This is a genomic window from Rhizobium sp. BK491 (assembly GCF_014194925.1).
In the GTDB taxonomy this organism is placed as follows: domain Bacteria; phylum Pseudomonadota; class Alphaproteobacteria; order Rhizobiales; family Rhizobiaceae; genus Rhizobium.
Genome location: NZ_JACIAR010000010.1, coordinates 43,085 through 61,828, shown reverse-complemented (window position 1 = coordinate 61,828; position 18,744 = coordinate 43,085). Strand labels below are relative to the sequence as shown.

At 60.8% G+C, this 18,744-nt stretch carries 18 protein-coding genes, 1 tRNA gene and 2 pseudogenes; 10 read left to right on the top strand and 11 right to left on the bottom strand.

What is annotated here, in order from left to right:
• Positions 1-10: 10 nt before the first annotated feature.
• Positions 11-643, bottom strand: a complete 633-nt coding sequence (gene cmk / locus FHX05_RS26925; RefSeq protein WP_183875679.1) for a (d)CMP kinase — start codon at positions 641-643, stop codon at positions 11-13.
• Between the two features lie 13 nt (positions 644-656).
• Positions 657-872 (bottom strand): annotated as a pseudogene (locus FHX05_RS26920) (FMN-binding negative transcriptional regulator); the annotation flags it as partial.
• A 257-nt stretch (positions 873-1,129) separates the two neighbouring features.
• Between FHX05_RS26920 and FHX05_RS26915 the strand changes: the two are divergent.
• From FHX05_RS26915 to FHX05_RS26895, 5 genes are all read left to right on the top strand, one after another.
• Positions 1,130-1,510, top strand: coding sequence for a TIGR02300 family protein (locus tag FHX05_RS26915; protein WP_015338257.1), 381 nt, complete (start codon positions 1,130-1,132; stop codon positions 1,508-1,510).
• A 151-nt stretch (positions 1,511-1,661) separates the two neighbouring features.
• Positions 1,662-1,737 (top strand) — tRNA-Ala (locus FHX05_RS26910).
• Positions 1,738-1,922: 185 nt separating this feature from the next.
• A complete protein-coding gene (locus FHX05_RS26905) occupies positions 1,923-2,162 on the top strand; it encodes a GIY-YIG nuclease family protein (protein WP_183875677.1) in 240 nt (79 codons plus the stop codon).
• Between the two features lie 107 nt (positions 2,163-2,269).
• The gene (locus FHX05_RS26900; protein ID WP_112420144.1) at positions 2,270-2,989 is read left to right on the top strand and encodes a YoaK family protein; all 720 of its coding nucleotides are present in this window, start codon (positions 2,270-2,272) and stop codon (positions 2,987-2,989) included.
• Positions 2,990-3,061: 72 nt separating this feature from the next.
• A complete protein-coding gene (locus FHX05_RS26895; RefSeq protein ID WP_183875676.1) occupies positions 3,062-3,853 on the top strand; it encodes a YdcF family protein in 792 nt (263 codons plus the stop codon).
• Between the two features lie 39 nt (positions 3,854-3,892).
• Here FHX05_RS26895 and FHX05_RS26890 read toward each other — a convergent pair whose 3' ends face one another.
• A complete protein-coding gene (locus FHX05_RS26890; RefSeq protein ID WP_183875675.1) occupies positions 3,893-4,372 on the bottom strand; it encodes a hypothetical protein in 480 nt (159 codons plus the stop codon).
• A gap of 141 nt (positions 4,373-4,513) precedes the next feature.
• On the opposite strand from FHX05_RS26890, the gene FHX05_RS26885 reads away from it, so the two are divergent.
• Positions 4,514-5,149: a trimeric intracellular cation channel family protein gene (locus FHX05_RS26885; protein WP_112338929.1), complete on the top strand. Its 636-nt coding sequence runs from the start codon at positions 4,514-4,516 to the stop codon at positions 5,147-5,149.
• A 40-nt stretch (positions 5,150-5,189) separates the two neighbouring features.
• Here FHX05_RS26885 and irrA read toward each other — a convergent pair whose 3' ends face one another.
• The gene (irrA, locus tag FHX05_RS26880; RefSeq protein WP_112338881.1) at positions 5,190-5,612 is read right to left on the bottom strand and encodes an iron response transcriptional regulator IrrA; all 423 of its coding nucleotides are present in this window, start codon (positions 5,610-5,612) and stop codon (positions 5,190-5,192) included.
• A gap of 297 nt (positions 5,613-5,909) precedes the next feature.
• On the opposite strand from irrA, the gene fabA reads away from it, so the two are divergent.
• From fabA to FHX05_RS26860, 4 genes and pseudogenes are all read left to right on the top strand, one after another.
• Positions 5,910-6,425, top strand: a complete 516-nt coding sequence (fabA, locus tag FHX05_RS26875) for a 3-hydroxyacyl-[acyl-carrier-protein] dehydratase FabA (protein WP_015338264.1) — start codon at positions 5,910-5,912, stop codon at positions 6,423-6,425.
• A gap of 53 nt (positions 6,426-6,478) precedes the next feature.
• Complete coding sequence (gene fabB, locus FHX05_RS26870; RefSeq protein WP_092720354.1) at positions 6,479-7,702, top strand: beta-ketoacyl-ACP synthase I; 1,224 nt, start codon at positions 6,479-6,481, stop codon at positions 7,700-7,702.
• Positions 7,703-7,706: 4 nt separating this feature from the next.
• Positions 7,707-8,513: an enoyl-ACP reductase FabI gene (fabI, locus tag FHX05_RS26865; protein WP_112398635.1), complete on the top strand. Its 807-nt coding sequence runs from the start codon at positions 7,707-7,709 to the stop codon at positions 8,511-8,513.
• 77 nt (positions 8,514-8,590) lie between these two features.
• Positions 8,591-9,170, top strand: a pseudogene (locus FHX05_RS26860) (GNAT family protein).
• Between the two features lie 42 nt (positions 9,171-9,212).
• On the opposite strand, the gene FHX05_RS26855 reads toward FHX05_RS26860, so the two are convergent.
• From FHX05_RS26855 to infB, 7 genes are all read right to left on the bottom strand, one after another.
• Positions 9,213-10,229 (bottom strand): class I SAM-dependent methyltransferase, encoded by a 1,017-nt coding sequence (locus FHX05_RS26855; protein ID WP_183875673.1) that lies wholly within the window; start codon positions 10,227-10,229, stop codon positions 9,213-9,215.
• A 315-nt stretch (positions 10,230-10,544) separates the two neighbouring features.
• A complete protein-coding gene (pnp, locus tag FHX05_RS26850) occupies positions 10,545-12,683 on the bottom strand; it encodes a polyribonucleotide nucleotidyltransferase (protein WP_112398691.1) in 2,139 nt (712 codons plus the stop codon).
• A gap of 325 nt (positions 12,684-13,008) precedes the next feature.
• Complete coding sequence (rpsO, locus tag FHX05_RS26845; RefSeq protein ID WP_015338271.1) at positions 13,009-13,278, bottom strand: 30S ribosomal protein S15; 270 nt, start codon at positions 13,276-13,278, stop codon at positions 13,009-13,011.
• Between the two features lie 152 nt (positions 13,279-13,430).
• The gene (locus FHX05_RS26840) at positions 13,431-14,282 is read right to left on the bottom strand and encodes an alpha/beta hydrolase (RefSeq protein WP_183875672.1); all 852 of its coding nucleotides are present in this window, start codon (positions 14,280-14,282) and stop codon (positions 13,431-13,433) included.
• A gap of 92 nt (positions 14,283-14,374) precedes the next feature.
• The gene (truB, locus tag FHX05_RS26835; RefSeq protein WP_112412262.1) at positions 14,375-15,307 is read right to left on the bottom strand and encodes a tRNA pseudouridine(55) synthase TruB; all 933 of its coding nucleotides are present in this window, start codon (positions 15,305-15,307) and stop codon (positions 14,375-14,377) included.
• Between the two features lie 11 nt (positions 15,308-15,318).
• Positions 15,319-15,726: a 30S ribosome-binding factor RbfA gene (gene rbfA / locus FHX05_RS26830; RefSeq protein ID WP_112338886.1), complete on the bottom strand. Its 408-nt coding sequence runs from the start codon at positions 15,724-15,726 to the stop codon at positions 15,319-15,321.
• Between the two features lie 269 nt (positions 15,727-15,995).
• The gene (gene infB, locus FHX05_RS26825; RefSeq protein ID WP_112338888.1) at positions 15,996-18,713 is read right to left on the bottom strand and encodes a translation initiation factor IF-2; all 2,718 of its coding nucleotides are present in this window, start codon (positions 18,711-18,713) and stop codon (positions 15,996-15,998) included.
• Positions 18,714-18,744: the final 31 nt, after the last annotated feature.

Genomic DNA, 18,744 nt, shown 5'->3' with positions numbered 1-18,744 from the left:
GCTCAAATTTTCAGGCATTTCGGCTCAGAGCGGCGTCGATGATCGATTTCGCCGTCTGAAACGCCGCTTCTATACTCATTTCTGAGGTATCTAGCAAGTGCGCGTCTTCAGCTGGTTTCAAAGGGCTGTCGGTGCGTCCCATATCGCGCTCGTCGCGCCGTTTCACGTCCTCGAAAATGGCGTCGTAATCGGCGCTGCCGCCGGCTTCGACAATCTCCTCGTAGCGCCGCTTCGCCCGCACTTCGGCCGAGGCCGTCACATAGAGTTTTACCGGCGCATCCGGGCAGACCACGGTGCCGATATCGCGGCCGTCGAGCACGGCGCCGGGCATCTTTTCGGCAAAGCGACGCTGCGCCTCGACCAGAGCCCGGCGGACGGCCGGCATGACAGCGATTTTCGAGGCTGCCTCGCCGATCTCATGTCGGGACAGAACGGCCCGGTCGAGCCCGGCGAGATCGACCTTGCGCGCCATGCCTTCGGCAATCGCTTCGTCGTCGAGCGGCAGCCCGGCATCGAGCAGCGCCTTGGCCGTGGCGCGATAGGTGAGGCCGGTGTCGAGATGATGATAGCCATAGGCTTCGGCGATCCGGCGTGCCAGAGTTCCCTTGCCGGCGGCCGCTGGTCCGTCGATGGCGATGATCATGTCTTTTCCGTCCCTAACCGGTCTCTCGTTGTTTGCTGTAGCGACGCACCAGTCCGGCCATTTCCGCCAACGCCGTGCGATTGATCGCCGAAAGGCCTTCGGCGACGCCCTGTCGGTCAGCCAGCGGCCGGTTCTGGCTCACCTTCCATTTGCCGTCAATCGTCTCGATGTCGATTTCGATGCCGGCGATGCCTTTCATCTGGGCTGCGATGAATTCCGGCAGCGCATCTTTCCACGCTCTATGGCTAAGCGTGCCTGGGCCATTGCATTTTCCGGGCGAGCATCTCCTCGACGGCCTCCCGCTTCTTACAGCCCTTTGGCAAAGGCCCGCCGACCACTATACTAAAACCCTATGCAAAGCGGCGTGAACTTTAGCTTTGACAGAAACGGCCGCAACGATTAAGGGGACCGGCTGATATTTCCCTTAAAACGCCGGCTTCCCCGGCATTGCCGAATTTTCATTCGGCCATTCATGAGGCTTTGACAGTGGCGAAAGCGGAACTTGGAACAAAACGTACCGATCCCGATACCGGCAAGAAGTTCTATGACCTGAACCGGGATCCGGTGGTCTCGCCCTATACCGGCAAGTCCTGGCCCTTGTCCTTCTTCGAAGAAACCTCCGCTTCCAAGGAAGTTCCGGAAGAGGATGAAGTGGCCGAAGTCGATACCGAAAACACGGAAGTCGAACTGGTATCGCTCGAAGATGCCGACGAGGCTGCAAGCGGCGACGACATTCCGGATATCGGCGATGACGATGTCGAAATCGGCGACGATGACGACGATACCTTCCTTGAAGCCGACGAAGATGAAGACGATGACGACATGAGCGACATTATCGGCGTCACCGGCGACGAAGACGACGTCTGATCTGAAAGACGATCGGCCCGGTGAAAGAAAAAATTTCCCGGGCCGAATTTTTCGGCTTGCTATCTGTGAAAACCACAAGTAATAAGCCGCCACCCCGACGGGCGAAGCGCTCGGAAGGGACCCAGGGCCGGTCAAACGGCACCATCTTGATGGGGCTATAGCTCAGCTGGGAGAGCGCTTGCATGGCATGCAAGAGGTCAGCGGTTCGATCCCGCTTAGCTCCACCAGCCTTCGCTCTCCGAGCTTCGGCTCGGCAAGCCAGTAAACGAAGGCTGTCGCGCTGAAGTTACGCAGTAACGAAAGCGGACTTTCTCCAAGCTGACTCACTGAGCTAAACTGGAAGATAGTTTTTGTACAACTGGTCGACAATGTATCGGTTGTGTCGACGTTGCTATTAGCTATCATGCGATGCATGAAGTACGTCTATATCCTTCAAAGCCATGATTTTCCTGATCGTTACTATATCGGCGTGACTGGAGACTTGAAAGCTCGCCTGGCGAAGCACAATGCCAGAGAAGTGCCTCATACATCGAAGTATACGCCGTGGTCGGTCAAAACTTACATCGGCTTTTCCGATGAAGCGCAGGCGTTCGCATTTGAAAAATATCTCAAATCCGGATCGGGTCGCGCCTTTGCCAGAAAGAGATTGTAACCGCGCTTTGGAGAGACGCCCTCCGTTGCAAACCGGCGCTATAATCCTCCGCATCCCCCCAACTTCATGCTAACCTCCCATCCTCCGTAACCCGCCCCGAATCGCCCATGACCAGACAGCGCCGCCGTCGTCTTATCAAGACCCGCCGTACCGTGACGGGGTTTCTGCTCGTTGCCTCGATCGCCTTTCTGGCGGGCATGACCGATGCCGTCGGGCTGATGCTGACGGGCAATTTTGTGTCCTTCATGACCGGCAATACGACACGGGCGGCGATTGCCCTCGGAATGGGCGAGTTCGGTCATGCGGCGGTGCTGTTCTCGGCCATCCTAACATTCATCATCGGCAATGCGCTCGGCATCGTCATTGCCCATGCCGCGGATCGGCGAGCTTTCGTGGTGCTTGCCTGCGTCAGCATCCTTCTGGCCGCTGCCGCGGGCTTTGCGGAGCCGTCGCTGGTTCTCGTGCAGTTCTATCTGGTGGTGCTTGCCATGGGCATGGTCAATGCCACCGTCGAGCATATCGAAGGCCTGCCGATCGGCCTCACCTATGTTACCGGGGCGCTGTCGCGCTTCGGGCGTGGTCTTGGTCGTTTCCTGCTGGGGGATCGGGATTTTCTCTGGACGGTGCAGATCGTGCCCTGGAGCGGCATGATATCAGGCGCCATCATCGGCGCGCTTCTGGCCGGCGCCTTTGGCGCGCACGCGCTCTGGCTGGTGTCGATGGTCGCACTTGTCCTGGCGCTGTCGACGCTTTTCATCCCCCGTCCGCTGCAGCGCCGCTTTAATCAGCGCTTCGCGCCGCCGCCGCTGGCACGGCGGGCGAAATAGCCACATTGCAGTGCACAAAAATCTGCTAGGGAGTAAAGCGAATCGTTTTGCCGACAAGCGTAAGGATGTGCCGTGTTCGTTTTTTCGAAACTTGTCTGGATCTTCGGTCAGCCGCTGTCGCTGGCCTTTCTGTTTGTCCTGTTGGCATTCATTGCCGCTCTGCTGCGCTGGCGAGCAACCGTCATCACCTCGGCGCTCTTGTCGGCGCTGATCCTGTTCGTCTCGCTTTATACGACGGCCGGCGCCTATGTCGTTCAAACGCTCGAAGAGCGCTTTCCACATCCGGCTGCCGATCCCGCCGATCTCAAATGCATGATCGTTCTCGGCGGCGCTACGCAGAACGAGGTGACGACGGTCCGAGGCGGCTACGAACTCGATTCGGCCGGCGATCGCCTGATCGAAGCGCTGCGTCTCGCGCAGAAATACCCGCAGGCGCGCGTCGTGATCTCGGGCGGCGACGGCTCGATCGGCGGCACCTATGAGGGCGATGCCGTGATTTCCGAGCGATTCTTCACCGCGCTCGGCATTCCGACAAGCCGCATGGTCGAGGACAAGACCTCGCGCACCACCTTCGAGAATGCCGTCAATACGAAGGAGCTGCTGGCGCAGAACGGGCTTTCGGAGTGCCTGCTGATCACTTCGGGCTTCCACATGCCGCGCTCGATGGGCATTTTCCGCAAACAGGGCATGAATGTCGTGCCCTGGCCGGTCGACTATCGCAGCACCGGCAAGGAAAGTCTCGGCTTCGATTTCACACAGCCCTCGCGCAATGCGCAACTGCTGGCGACCGGATTGCGTGAATGGGTCGGTCTGGTCGGCTATTACGCCGCCGGCCGCACTTCCGCCCTGTATCCAGGACCGTAACGGCGTGTCCAGGCCCTAACGATGCGCGCGCCGTAAAACCTATTTCTGGGATATGGTGACGAATTTGGTGCCGCGCACCCTGACGGTGATTTCGCAGACCGCTTCGCCATCCTTGCGGTCGCAGAAGTGCGGATGCATCTTCATGACCAGCACCATGTTGCCGAAGCGCTGGATGAAATCGTAGCCGTAGATCTTCGCCGTGGCGATCATCAGGTAGCCGCCTTCGGCCACTTGGACATAGAAATTGTAGGGGCAGCCTTCGTCCGTGCAGTAGGGTCCCTTTTCGCCTTTGCAGGTGATCTCACCTTCATTGATGACGATATCCATCAGTTTGTCGTTGTTGATGTCCTGCTGGGTGGCGAATTTGTCGCCGAAGCTCACCTGGCTGTCGCAGCTCTTGGTGAAATGGTCCTTCTCGAAGGCCACGGGGTCCTGCAGGATCGATTGCTGCGCCTCGGCCGCGGCGGGCATGACCACGAGAGCGAAGAGGTTGAGGATTAAGATCAGCAGGGATTTCACGGGGGGATTCCTTTTCGAAGCGCCGTTACGGTCGCGATAACAGCCGCAGCCGCTGCGACATCTTTGCACGCGCCTGCTTGCGCGGCCCTTGCCGTCGTGATTCATTTCGGAAAAATCGCGGGCGTTCCGCTGGAGTTTTCGATGTCGCTTCTCTCGTTTCTTGATTATGCCGGCGTCGCTCTTTTTGCCGCGACCGGCGCGCTGGCGGCCTCGCGCAAGCAGCTCGATCTGATCGGCTTCCTGTTTCTGGCGGCCGTCACCGGCATCGGCGGCGGCACGCTGCGCGATATCGTTCTCGGCCGGGTACCGGTCTTCTGGGTGCTGAACCCGACCTATATCATCATCTGTGCCGTGGTCGGCGTGCTGGTCTTCTTTACCGCGCACCTCTTCGAATCGCGCTATCGGCTGCTCATCTGGCTCGATGCCGTCGGGTTGTCAGCCTATTGCGTGATGGGGGCAGCCAAGGGCATGGCGGCGACGGGCTCGCCCACCGTCGCTATCGTCACCGGCGCGCTGACGGCGACCTTCGGCGGCATTTTACGTGATCTCTTGGCAAACGAACCTTCGGTGTTGCTGCGTCCGGAAATCTATGTGACTGCTTCACTCGTCGGCGCCAGCGTCTTCACCGCCGCCAATGCAACGATGCTGCCGCTTTATGCCTCTGCAGGGCTGGGTGTGATCGCGGCCTTTGCAGTGCGCGGCGGCGCACTCTGGTTCGGCTGGACCTTCCCGACCTATCACCATAAGCCAGGCCGGCATCCGGACGATGTGATGTGACGGAGAATCTTGTCGCAGGTGAGCTGACGCGGCGCTTATTTCAGCGCTGCTGCTTGCGCCGCAGGCGGATCACCACGTCGACATGAGCGATTTCCATGCCCTGCGGCGGCTCGGGCAGATTGTCGATCGTCAGGTTGCTGATCGGAATATCCAGCACCTCGTTGTGGCCTTCCACGAAAAAGTGATGGTGATCGGAGACATTGGTGTCGAAATAAGTCTTGGTGCTTTCGACGGCGAGCACGCGGATCAGGCCTGCCTCGGTAAATTGATGCAGCGTGTTGTAGACGGTGGCAAGCGAAACCGGAACGCCGGCGGCAACGGCTTCCTCGTGAAGCTCTTCCACGGTCAGATGGCGGTCGCCCTTGGCGAAAAGGAGGTCTCCCAGTGCGATCCGCTGCCTAGTCGGCCTTAGGCCCACATTGCGCAGCCTGGTTTCGATCGCGATTTCGGCATGTTCTGCCATTCAGGGACTCCGGATTCCTGATCTCTATAATTCTTTACTAAGCCATATAACTTTTGCCTTGATTGCTTTCAATAGTTTCCATGGGGTGGGAAGGTGCTCAAAAGCCGGAAAAATCGGGCTTTTGCCGCATTTGGCACTGGTAGCGGCTCTGGCGTTCCTGTATGCGACCACCACATAAGAGCTAATGCGTTCGATCGAACGACTGAATGAGAGTGTGATGGTTACGCTTCATTTTCTGTCGATCTTGCACTAAAGCTTCACATCCATCGGCATTCATGCGGGGGAAACGGAATTTTTATGACGACGAGACAATCCAGCTTCAATTATGAGGAAATCCTGTCCTGTGGCCGCGGCGAGCTGTTCGGCCCGGGCAACGCACAGCTTCCCCTGCCGCCGATGCTGATGGTCCATCGCATTACAGATATTTCCGAAACGGGCGGGGCCTTCGACAAGGGCTATATCCGCGCCGAATACGACGTGCGCCCCGATGATTGGTACTTTCCCTGCCATTTTGCCGGTAACCCCATCATGCCGGGCTGCCTCGGCCTCGACGGCATGTGGCAGCTGACCGGCTTCTTCCTCGGCTGGCTCGGCGAGCCCGGCCGCGGCATGGCGCTTTCGACAGGCGAAGTGAAGTTCAAGGGCATGGTTCGTCCGGACACGAAGCTTCTCGAATACGGCATCGACTTCAAGCGCGTCATGCGCGGCCGCCTCGTCCTTGGCACCGCCGACGGCTGGCTGAAGGCCGATGGCGAGACCATCTATCAGGCGACGGACCTGCGCGTGGGCCTGTCCAAGGACAAGGTTGCCTGAACCGCGGCATCGCCGCCTCCAAAAAGACAGATGTTTTAGAAAAGGTCATCGACATGAGACGGGTAGTTGTTACGGGTCTGGGTATTGTCTCTTCGATTGGAAACAATGCGCAAGAAGTGACCGCCTCGCTGCGCGACGCCAAATCCGGTATTTCCTTCTCTCCTGATTTCGCCGAGCATGGCTTCAAGTGCCAGGTCTGGGGCGCGCCGAAGATCGATACGACCGACCTGGTGGATCGCCGCGCTATGCGCTTCCTATCGCAGGGCGGTGCGTGGAACCACGTCGCCATGAAGCAGGCGATCGCCGATAGCGGCCTCGAGGAAGGCGATATCACCAACGAGCGCACCGGCATCATCATGGGCTCTGGCGGCCCCTCGACCCGCACGCTGATCGAGGCGGCCGACATCACCCGCAAGAACAACAGCCCGAAGCGCATCGGCCCCTTCGCGGTGCCGAAGTCGATGTCGTCGACCGCCTCGGCAACGCTTGCAACCTGGTTCAAGATCCACGGCGTCAACTACTCCATCTCGTCGGCCTGCTCGACCTCGGCGCACTGCATCGGCAATGCCGCTGAAATGATCCAATGGGGCAAGCAGGACGTCATGTTCGCCGGCGGTCACGAGGATCTCGATTGGACCATGTCGAACCTCTTTGACGCCATGGGCGCGATGTCCTCCGACTTCAACGAGAACCATCCGGAAACCGCCTCGCGCGCCTATGACGCCAAGCGTGACGGCTTCGTCATCGCCGGCGGAGCCGGCGTGCTGGTTCTGGAAGAGCTTGAGCATGCCAAGGCCCGCGGCGCCAAGATCTATGCCGAGATCATCGGCTACGGCGCCACCTCTGATGGTTACGACATGGTGGCGCCTTCGGGTGAGGGTGCCGTGCGCTGCATGCGCCAGGCGCTTGCCACGGTGAAAGGCGATATCGACTACATCAACACCCACGGCACCTCGACGCCGGTGGGCGACAGCAAGGAAATCGGCGCGATCCGCGAAGTCTTCGGCGACAAGATCCCGCCGATCCAGTCGACCAAGTCGCTGACGGGCCATTCGCTCGGCGCAGCGGGCGTTCAGGAATCGATCTATTCGATCCTGATGATGCAGGAGCGCTTCATCGGGGAAAGCGCCCATATCACCGAACTCGATCCGGAATTCGAAGGCGTGCCGGTCGTGCGCAAGCGTATCGACAACGCCAAGTTCGATATCGCTCTTTCGAACTCCTTCGGCTTCGGCGGCACCAACGCCACGCTCGTATTCCAGCGCTACAACGGATAAGGCAATGACGGGAATTATGCAGGGTAAGCGCGGCCTCATCATGGGTGTCGCAAACAATCATTCGATTGCCTGGGGTATTTCAAAGGCGCTGGCCGCCGAAGGCGCGGAACTGGCTTTCACGTTTCAGGGCGAAGCTCTCGGCAAGCGCGTCAAGCCGCTGGCAGCTGAAGTCGGCTCGGATTTTCTGCTGCCCTGCGATGTCGAAGATCTCGCTTCGGTCGATGCCGTCTTCGACGCCATCAAGCAGCGCTGGGGCAAGCTGGACTTCATCGTCCATGCCATCGGCTTTTCCGACAAGAATGAGCTGAAGGGGCTCTATGCCAACACCACGCGGGAGAATTTCACCCGCACCATGGTGATTTCCTGCTTCTCCTTCACCGAGGTCGCCAAGCGGGCCGCCGAACTGATGACGGAAGGCGGCAGCATGCTGACGCTGACCTATAACGGTTCGACGCGCGTGATCCCGAACTACAACGTCATGGGTGTCGCCAAGGCGGCCCTCGAGGCTTCTGTGCGCTATCTTGCCGCCGACTACGGCCCGCGCGGCATTCGCGTCAACGCCGTCTCCGCCGGCCCGATCCGTACGCTTGCCGGCGCCGGTATTTCCGACGCCCGAGCCATCCTGTCGTGGAACCAGCGCAACGCGCCGCTGCGCAAGTCGGTCACCATCGATCAGGTCGGCTCGTCCTCGCTCTATCTCCTGTCGGATCTCTCGGCCGGCGTGACCGGCGAAATCCATTTTGTCGATGCTGGCTACAACATCACCTCCATGCCGACGCTGGAAACGCTGTCGAGCGCCGACGCGGAATAAGCTCCCGATCTCAGTCGTGTCCTCCCGGTTTTGGCCGGGAGGATCGAATTTCCGGATATCCTTCCAGAGGATTCCCGATGACGTCAAACGACGCAGAACTTTTGGCATCGACTGATCGCCTCGTCCTCCGCCGCTTCGTGCCTGAGGAATTTTGTCGCCTACAGCGCCTATCGCTCCCTGCCGGAGATCTATCGTTTCCTGTATCGCGATCCACCTTCGCCAGAGGTGTTGCGAGAGCGTTTCGATGCCCGTTTGAATTCCGCTTTCTCCGAAGATGGGGATACGCTGCTGTGCGCTGCCATTCGGCGGGAGGATGGCGCTTTGGTGGGTGACGTCAGCCTGACATTTGCAAATAAGGCCGCACTTCAAGCGGAGCTCGGCTATACCTCCAACCCGGCCTATGCCAAGAAGGGCTATGCTACCGAGGCGGCGGAAGCCATGATTACCCTCGGCTTCGAAAAATTCGGCTTTCACCGGATCTTTGCACGGCTGGATGCGAAAAATACCGGCTCAGTCGGTGTCGTCGAACGGCTTGGCCTGCGTCGCGAGGCCCTTTTGATCGAAAACGATCGCTTCAATGGTGTCTGGGGCGATGAATGCGTCTACGCCGTGCTCGACTGCGAGTGGGCCGCAAGAGTGCCGAAACGAACCTCCTGAGCCCGCTCAAAAAAATGGCGGCCATCTGACCGCCATCCTTCCTTACTTCTTCGCCCAGAGTACCTTGTAGCGGGCATTGCGGCAGGTCTCGCCGAATTCCCTGAAATTCTCCGCTAGCACCGGCTCATAGGGCAGGCCGCGATTGGCGACCAGCATGAGCCGTCCGCCGCTGCGCAGCGCTGAAGCGGCCGTCTTGATCATCGCCTGGCCGAGCGAAGGCTCGGCGGCATGGCCCTCATGGAAGGGCGGGTTCATGATGATCAGGTCGTATTTGTCCTTGACCGGCTCGCTCGCCAGATCGTGCCAGAAGAAGCGCTGGGCGACTTTCGGGCAGTGCGACAGCAGATTGGCGCGTGCCGCCTCCAGAGAGCCGTAATGGGCCTCGTAGAGGTCGATGCGCTCGATCCTCGGCGACTTGATTGCCAGTTCGACGGAAAGATAGCCCCAGCCGGCGCCGAAATCGGCGGCATCGCCGGCAAAATCGGTTGGCAGGCGCGAGGCGAGCAGTTCGGAGCCGGCATCGATACGGTCATGGGAAAACATGCCGGGCGCCGTGGTGAAGCTGTCGTCGACGCGCGTTGCCGGCTTCGCGAGCTGCGCCGTCAACAGCTTGATATCGGCAGGGCGGGCAAACCAGAAGGCGACGCCGTGATACTTCGGCATGTGCTCGATTTCGAGACCGAAGGCCTCGATGCGCTTGCGCAGTGGTTGGATGCCATCTTCCTTGCCGCCTGCAACGACGATGAGGCCGCCTTCCTTTACGCGCGTCAGCGCTTCGGCGATGTGATCCTCATTCTCGCCCTTGTGCTTGCCGCAGAGCACCAGCGCGCCGTCATAGCCTTCGCCTTCGATTTCCGGCGTCACGTTGACCCGCTGTGCCTGCAACTGGCGAAAGAAGGGGCGGAAGCCCTGGACGGCGGACAGCTCAGCGGCAAAGCCCTCCGGCAGCGCAAAGCCTGCCTCCGCGCCGAGAAACAGGATCCGCTGACCCTCGCCGGGTGCGTCGACAGTGCCGGAGGCAAAGGGATGGAACAGGGTCTTCAGGGCATCGCGGCTCATGGGCGTGGTCTCGTCTTGAAAGGTGGACTTGAACCGTCAGATATCTGTGGCCTTATCGTATCTCGTGCTTACCCTTCACCCTAGCCCTCTCCCCGTTGGGACGGGGAGAGGGGACGACAGAGCCGGAAAACATGCCCCTTGGTGTAGAGGCCGTTATCGAGCACAGTCATGTCCCCTCGCCCCGCATGTGCGGGGAGAGGGCTAGGGTGAGGGGCTAGGCACGCAGCTTCCACGGTCCAGCCAAACCAACGGGCATTCAATATAAAAAGGGCGCGGAAAAGATCCCGCGCCCCGGAACTTGGATGAAGGCGCAGCTTATTCGGCTGCGTCGTCCTTCTTCTTGTCGGCAGCGATTTCCTGGCCGGTGGCCTGATCGACGACCTTCATGGACAGGCGAACCTTGCCGCGCTCATCGAAGCCGAGCAGCTTGACCCAGACCTTGTCGCCTTCCTTGACGACATCCTGCGTCTTGGCAACGCGCTCGGAAGCGAGCTGCGAGATGTGGACGAGGCCGTCGCGGGCGCCGAAGAAGTTGACGAAGGCGCCGAAGTCGGCGGTCTTGACAACAGTGCCTTCGTAGATCTGGCCGACTTCCGGCTCTGCGACGATCGAGTGGATCCATTTGCGGGCCGCTTCGATTTCCTTGCCGGAGGACGAGGCGATCTTGACGGTGCCGTCGTCCTCGATGTTGATCTTCGCGCCGGTCTTTTCGACGATTTCGCGGATGACCTTGCCGCCGGAGCCGATGACTTCACGGATCTTGTCGACCGGGATGTTCATGACTTCGATGCGCGGTGCGAATTCGCCGAGCTGGCCACGGCTTTCGGTGATGGCCTTGGACATTTCGCCGAGGATATGGGCACGACCGCCCTGTGCCTGGCCGAGAGCGACCTTCATGATCTCTTCAGTGATGCCGGCGATCTTGATGTCCATCTGCAGCGAGGTGATGCCGTCGGCGGTGCCGGCGACCTTGAAGTCCATGTCGCCGAGGTGGTCTTCGTCACCGAGAATGTCGGAGAGAACGGCGAAGCGATCGCCTTCCAGGATCAGACCCATGGCGATGCCGGCAACGGGCTTCGCCAGCGGCACGCCGGCGTCCATCAGAGCGAGCGAGGTGCCGCAAACCGTTGCCATCGAGGACGAGCCGTTGGACTCGGTGATTTCGGAAACGACGCGCAGCGTGTAGGGGAACTGTTCCGCCGACGGCAGCATCGGGCGGATAGCGCGCCATGCGAGCTTGCCGTGACCGATTTCGCGACGACCCGGGGAACCCATGCGGCCGGTTTCGCCAACCGAGTAGGGAGGGAAGTTGTAATGGAGCAGGAAGCGCTCCTTGTACATGCCGGTCAGGCTGTCGACATACTGTTCGTCTTCGCCGGTGCCGAGCGTAGCGACGACGATTGCCTGCGTTTCACCGCGGGTAAACAGCGCAGAACCGTGCGTGCGCGGCAACAGGCCGACTTCCGAAACGATCGGGCGAACGGTCGACAGGTCGCGACCGTCGATGCGGCTCGACGTGTCGAGGATGTTCCAGCGAACGATCTTCGCCTGCAGGTGTTTGAAGATGGCGCCGACTTCTTCGGCCGTGTACTTGGCTTCGCCTTCTTCCGGCAGGAAGTGTGCCTTCACCTTCGCCTTGACGGCGTCGACGGCAGCGTAGCGATCGGCCTTCTGCGTAATCTTGTAGGCGTCGCGCAGTTCGGCTTCGGCGAGGCCGAGCATTTCCTTCTCGAGCTCGGAATAATCTTCCGGCTGGAAGTCGCGCGGTTCCTTGGCGGCGACTTCGGCGAGCTTGATGATCGCGTCGATGACAGGCTGGAAGCCGCGATGACCGAACATGACGGCGCCGAGCATGACGTCCTCAGGCAGTTCCTTGGCTTCGGATTCAACCATCAGAACGGCGTCCTGCGTCCCGGCGACGACGAGGTCGAGGCTCGATTCGTCCATCTCGTCGAGATGCGGGTTGAGCACGTATTCGCCGTTGATGTAGCCGACGCGAGCGCCGCCGACCGGGCCCATGAAGGGAACGCCCGAGAGCGTCAGGGCAGCCGAGGTTGCAACCATGGACAGGATGTCCGGATTGTTTTCGAGGTCATGCTGGATGACCGTGACGACGACCTGGGTGTCGTTCTTGTAGCCTTCCGGGAAGAGTGGGCGGATCGGGCGGTCGATCAGGCGCGAAACGAGCGTTTCGTTTTCGCTCGGACGACCCTCGCGCTTGAAGTAGCCGCCGGGGATCTTGCCGGCTGCGTAGGTCTTTTCCTGGTAGTTGACGGTGAGCGGGAAGAAGTCCTGGCCCGGCTTCGGCGCCTTGGCGGAAACGACGGTCGCAAGCACCACGGTCTCGCCGTAGGTGGCGACAACGGCGCCGTCAGCCTGACGGGCGATCTTGCCGGTTTCGAGCTTCAGCGGGCGGCCTGCCCACTCGATTTCGACGGTATGGATATCGAACATATCTTGTCCTTGCATGATGCGGGAAAAGGCGCCGTCGCCGACGAATTCGGCAGGGCACATCTTCGACCGCACGAAGTGTGACGCATCACGGGCAAGACAACGAGAGGCTTTCGAAATCAGGCCGAAGCGCTAGGCTTCGGCTGAAAGCATCCGGCAATCCTGCCCCATGACAGGTCAACGGTTGTTGTTGGCAGCACCGGCCCATCCGGCCTGCCGACAGTTTCGCGTCGCACCGGCATAAGGCGCGAGGGAAACTGGTCTCAAGGGTTCATACCCTTCATAAGCATCCGGCGGACGTTCAGGTGAACGCCCGCCGGAAATTCCGTTAGCGGCGGATACCGAGGCTGGTGATCAGCTTGGTATAACGGCCTTCGTCCTTCTTCTTGAGGTAGTCAAGAAGCGAGCGCCGGCTGGAAACCATCGTCAGGAGGCCACGACGGGAGTGGTTGTCCTTCTTGTGGTCCTTGAAGTGTTCCGTGAGGTTGTTGATGCGCTCGGTCAGGATCGCAACCTGGACTTCCGGAGAACCGGTGTCGCCTTCGACGGTAGCGTATTCCTTGATCAGCGCAGCCTTGCGCTCAGCAGTGATCGACATCGGATGGTCCTTTCTATGAGAGGAGATTGAAGTCGCCAAACGCCGGGATGTCGTCCAGCATTGGCCGCGAATGCAATCAGGCATGCCTGATGCTGGCGCTGCCTATAAACCAATTGAGCGCTAATTGAAAGAGGGTTCTCCCTGAGCGCCTTTCAGCGCCCCGCCATGGCGTCCCGGATCATGGCATTGTAGCCTTCCGGATCCTGCAGCATGGCGAAATGGCTGGCATCCTTTAGAATGACAAGCTTCGCGCCCGGGATCTCCTTCGCCATCATCTCGGTATGGTCAAGCTTCACCGCTTCGTCATGGTCGCCGATGGCAAGCGTCACCGGCACCGTGATCTTTCCAAGGTCGGCTGCGGTCCATGCCGGCTGCGTCGCCCACATCTGCGAGATCTGGTTGACGAAAGCCTCATATTCGTTCGGGGTTGGCGATAGTTTTTTGTAATATTCGCCGGCGACGTTGATGTAATCGTTGAAAGTCTTGTTGCTCATGACGTCGGGCTTCACGCCGTCGGTCGTAACATTGGCGGCTTGCGCGATCACGCGCGTCAGCTTTTCGGGATATTTCATCGCCATGTCGATGCCGATGATGCCGCCGTCAGACCATCCGACCAACGTCACCTTGCCGACCTTCAGATAGTCGAGCAGCGCGACATAATCCGAAGTCATCAGATCGTAGCCGAAGGGTTTTTCGCTGCGCGTCGAGCGGCCATGCCCGCGGCTGTCGGCGACGATGACGAGGTGATCTCTCGCGAAATCGGCGACCTGAGCGCCCCAGACGTCGGCATTCCCGAGGCCGCCATGGATGAAGAGGATCGGGTCGCCCGCGCCATATTCGGCATAATACATCTTGATGTCGTCGACATCGGCCATGCCGCTCGTTTTCGGCTGCGGCATTGGCGGAAATGGCGGTAGCCCGGCCCACCGCTCGGCGGATTGGGCGTTTGTCACCGTCAGAAACAGGGAAAGGAATGCAAGTATTCCGAATGCAACTCTGCGCATATTTGCCCCCTTTGGACGGGCCATGATGGCCCGTCGGGGAACATATCGCATCGCCATTGCCCGCAATAGCCGCTATTTCCGGTTGATTGAGGTCAGCCGAACACGCGCTTGGGGCGGAATTCACCCTGGCCGATCTCGCCGATGGCGATCAGCTTGCCGCGGGACGTGGCATAGGCCTCGGTCTCGGCAACCGGTGCATCGCGGCCGCGCACCAGGATCGGGTTGCCCATCTTCAGGCGGTGCGCCTGGTCGTCGCTGATGACGAGATGCGGCAGCGAAGAAAGAGCTTCCGCTGTATCGATCAGCAGCGCATCGAGGGCTGCCAGTCGCTCGTCCGCATCTTCGATCTCCTCCAGCGCTACGAGATCGGCAAGCGGCACCATCGCCTCCTCGGCAAAGGGCGCGACGAAGCTGCGGCGCAGGCCGGAAATATGACCGTAGCAGCCGAGGTCGCGGCCGAAATCGCGGGCGAGCGCGCGCACATAGGTGCCCTTGCCGCATTCGACTTCGAAATGCGCCGTGTTGGCATCCGGGCAGGCGAGCAGCGTCAGGCGGAAAATCTCGACTTCGCGTGAGGGGATCTCGACCGTCTCGCCTTCGCGGGCGAGGTCATAGGCGCGCTCGCCTGATATTTTGATGGCGGAGAACTGCGGCGGAATCTGGTTGATGACGCCGGTATACTTCGGCAGCAGCGCGCGAATATCCTCTTCGCTCGGACGCTTGTCGGAGGTGGCGGTTACAGCGCCCTCCAGGTCGTCGGAAGCGCGTTCCTCGCCCCAGGTCACGGTGAATTCATAGATCTTGCGGCCATCCATGACGTAGGGAACCGTCTTCGTGGCGTCGCCGAGCGCGATCGGCAACATGCCGGAGGCGAGCGGATCGAGCGTGCCGGCATGGCCGGCCTTCTGGGCCTTGAACAGCCACTTGATCTTGGAAACGGCTTCGGTCGAGCCGAAATCAATCGGCTTGTCGAGGATGAGCCAGCCCGAAATCGGACGGCCCTTGGGCTTGCGTGGCTTGGACATTCTCTGTCTCTTTATTGATCTTGGTCGTTGTCGTCGTCGAGATCGCGGCTGACCTCGGGCGAGCGCAGAAGCGCGTCGATCTTCTTGTAATTGTCGAAGCTCGTATCGTCGCGAAAGCGAACTTCCGGCATGTACTTCATCTGGCGAAGCTGCGGGCCGAGGCGGCCGCGGATGTATTTCGCATGGCGGTTCAGCGCTTCGATGACGGCGCCGTGGTCGGAAACGCCGAGCGGCGTCACGAAGGCCGTCGCGATCTTCAGATCGGGCGACATGCGCACTTCGGAAATGGAGATCACGGTGCGCTCGATCAGGTCGTCGCGCACTTCGCCGCGCTGCAGAACCTGCGTGATCGCTGAGCGCACCTGCTCGCCGACGCGAAGCATGCGCTGCGAAGGCGCGGAGGAAGTTGGTTTGGTCATGGTTGTTCCGTTAGCAGCGTCCCATTGGACGCGATAAAGGGGGTCAAATGACTCGATCCGGCGCAAAGGTCAAGGCTGGACAGGTTTTGCGGCCCGCCAGAAGCCGAGAATCCTTGAGAATGCGGCATCCTGAGCGCCCCGGTTGGCAAAGGCAGGTGCCGGGATATAGGTGACGAAGGATTCGGACTGGCTCCCTGTTGTTCGTAACGGGCAAGAAAAAACCGCCGGTTTTGGCCGGCGGTTTTGATATCTCGCAAATCGAGGATTGCTTACAGCGTACGGGTGATATGCTCGACGCGGAAGCACTCGATCGTGTCTCCGGCGCGGATGTCTTCGTAGTTCTCGAAGGCCATGCCGCATTCCTGGCCGACATTGACCTCAGACACTTCGTCCTTGAAGCGCTTGAGGGTCTTGAGCTTGCCTTCGTGAATGACGACGTTGTCGCGCACGAGGCGGACGCCGACGCCACGCTCGACCTTGCCTTCGGTGACGCGGCAACCTGCGACCTTGCCGACCTTCGTGATGTTGAACACCTCGAGGATTTCGGCATTGCCAAGGAAGGTTTCGCGACGCTCCGGAGAGAGCAGGCCCGACATCGCCGCCTTCACGTCATCCACCAGGTCGTAGATGATGTTGTAGTAGCGGATTTCGATGCCCTGACGCTCGGCGAACTGACGTGCCTGCGCGTTGGCGCGGACGTTGAAGCCGATGATCGCTGCATTGGAGGCTTCCGCCAGCGAGACGTCCGACTCAGTGATGCCGCCTGCGCCTGAATGGACGATGCGGGCGCGAACTTCGTCGGTGCCGAGCTTGTCGAGAGCGCCGGCAATGGCTTCGATCGAGCCCTGCACGTCGCCCTTGATGACCAGCGGGAATTCCTTCACGCCGACCGTCTGAAGCTGGGTCATCATCTGCTCGAGCGAACCGCGCTGGCCGGACAGGCGGGCAGCTGCCTTGTCGCGGGTGAGGCGCTGGCGATATTCCGAAATCTCGCGGGCGCGGCTTTCGCTTTCGACGACGGCGAACTTGTCGCCGGCTTGCGGTGCGCCGGAAAGGCCGAGCAGTTCGACCGGCATGGCCGGGCCAGCTTCCTTCACATGCTCACCCTTGTCGTTGACGAGCGCACGAACGCGGCCCCACTGATCGCCGGCAACGACGATCTGGCCGGGACGCAACGTACCCTTCTGCACGAGCACGGTGGCGACGGAGCCGCGGCCGCGGTCGAGCTGGGCTTCGATGACGGTGCCTTCGGCCGTGCGGTTCGGATTGGCCTTGAGGTCAAGGATTTCCGCCTGCAGCAGGATGGCTTCGAGCAGCTTGTCGAGGTTGGTTCGGTTCTTCGCGGAGACTTCCACGTCGAGCACTTCACCGCCCATCGATTCGACGAAGACTTCGTGCTGCAGCAGTTCCGTGCGGACCTTCTGCGGGTTGGCTTCGTGCTTGTCGATCTTGTTGATCGCCACGATGATCGGAACACCCGCCGCCTTGGCGTGGTTGATCGATTCGATCGTCTGCGGCATCACGCTGTCGTCGGCTGCGACGACCAGGATCGCGATATCGGTTGCCTGGGCGCCGCGAGCACGCATCGCCGTGAAGGCGGCGTGACCGGGGGTGTCGATGAAGGTGATCTTCTGACCGTTCTGCTCGACCTGATAGGCACCAATATGCTGGGTGATGCCACCGGCTTCGCCGGCGACCACGTTCGCATGACGGATGGCGTCAAGCAGTGAGGTCTTGCCGTGGTCGACGTGGCCCATGATGGTAACGACGGGCGGACGGGAAACCAGTTCGCCTTCCTCGTCGGCAACGTTGAAGATGCCCTGTTCGACGTCGGATTCCGAAACGCGCTTGACCGTGTGGCCGAATTCGCCGGCGATGAGTTCGGCCAGATCGGCGTCGATGACGTCGCCCGGCTTCATCATCTGACCTTCCTTCATCAGGTACTTGATGACGTCGACGGCGCGTTCGGACATGCGCTGCGACAGTTCCTGAATGGTGATGGTCTCGGGCAGCACGACTTCACGCGAGATCTTCTCGCGCGTTTCCTGCATCTGGCTGCGCCGGAATTTTTCCTGGCGGCGGCGCATGGCCGAAAGTGAACGGCCGCGGGCATTGCCGTCTTCATCGACATTGGCCGTGGTAACCGTCAGCTTGCCGCGGCGGCGCTCGTCCTCGGTCTTCGGACGCGTGGTAACAGGCTTTGCCGGTTCCGGGCGTACGATTTTGCCGCGTGCCGGAGCGCCTCGGGGCGGGCCGCGATCGCTCTCTTCTTCATTGACGCGACGGCGGTTGGCCGGCGCCTCGCCAGCAGGAGCGCCAGGGCGTGCCGGCTGAGGAGCCGCATCCGGACGACGTGCAACGACGGGAGCCGCAGGCGTCTGGACTGCCGGCTTCGGCGCTTCCACCGGTGCGGGTGTCTCGACCTTGGCTTCGGCGGCGCGTGCGGCCTCTTCTGCGGCGCGGCGTGCAGCTTCAGCCTGTTCGGCGATGCGGCGTGCCTCTTCTTCCTGAGCGCGGCGTGCTTCTTCCTCGGCACGGCGCACGGCATCGGCAGCGTCGCGAACCTGGGCTTCGGCGAGCGCACGGCGGCGAGCATCCATTTCGCCGGCCGACAGATGGTTCAAGACCACCGGTCGCGACGAACGCTCCTGCTGCGGACGCTGCTGACTACCCTGGTTGGGCTGTCCCGGCCGCTGTTGCTGGCCACCAGGCTGATGAATGCGCGGAGCCGGCTGCGGCGGGCGCGGCGGCTGCGGCGTCGGTTCGGCGACGCGCGTCACCGAGGGCGCGGCGGTCGTTACCGGCGTGATTGGCTTTTCGTCTTCAGGACGTAGCGGGCGGCGCTTACGGGTCTCAACCACGACCGCCTTGGTGCGACCGCGGCCCATGTCCTGGCGCACGGTGCCCTGGTTTACGCCTGATGGCTTCAGGGTGAGAGTCTTCTTACCTGAAACATTCAGCGTCTTGTCGTCTTGATTGTCGGTCATTCCGTTCCTGTTCCTTCGGACAGGGCACGGA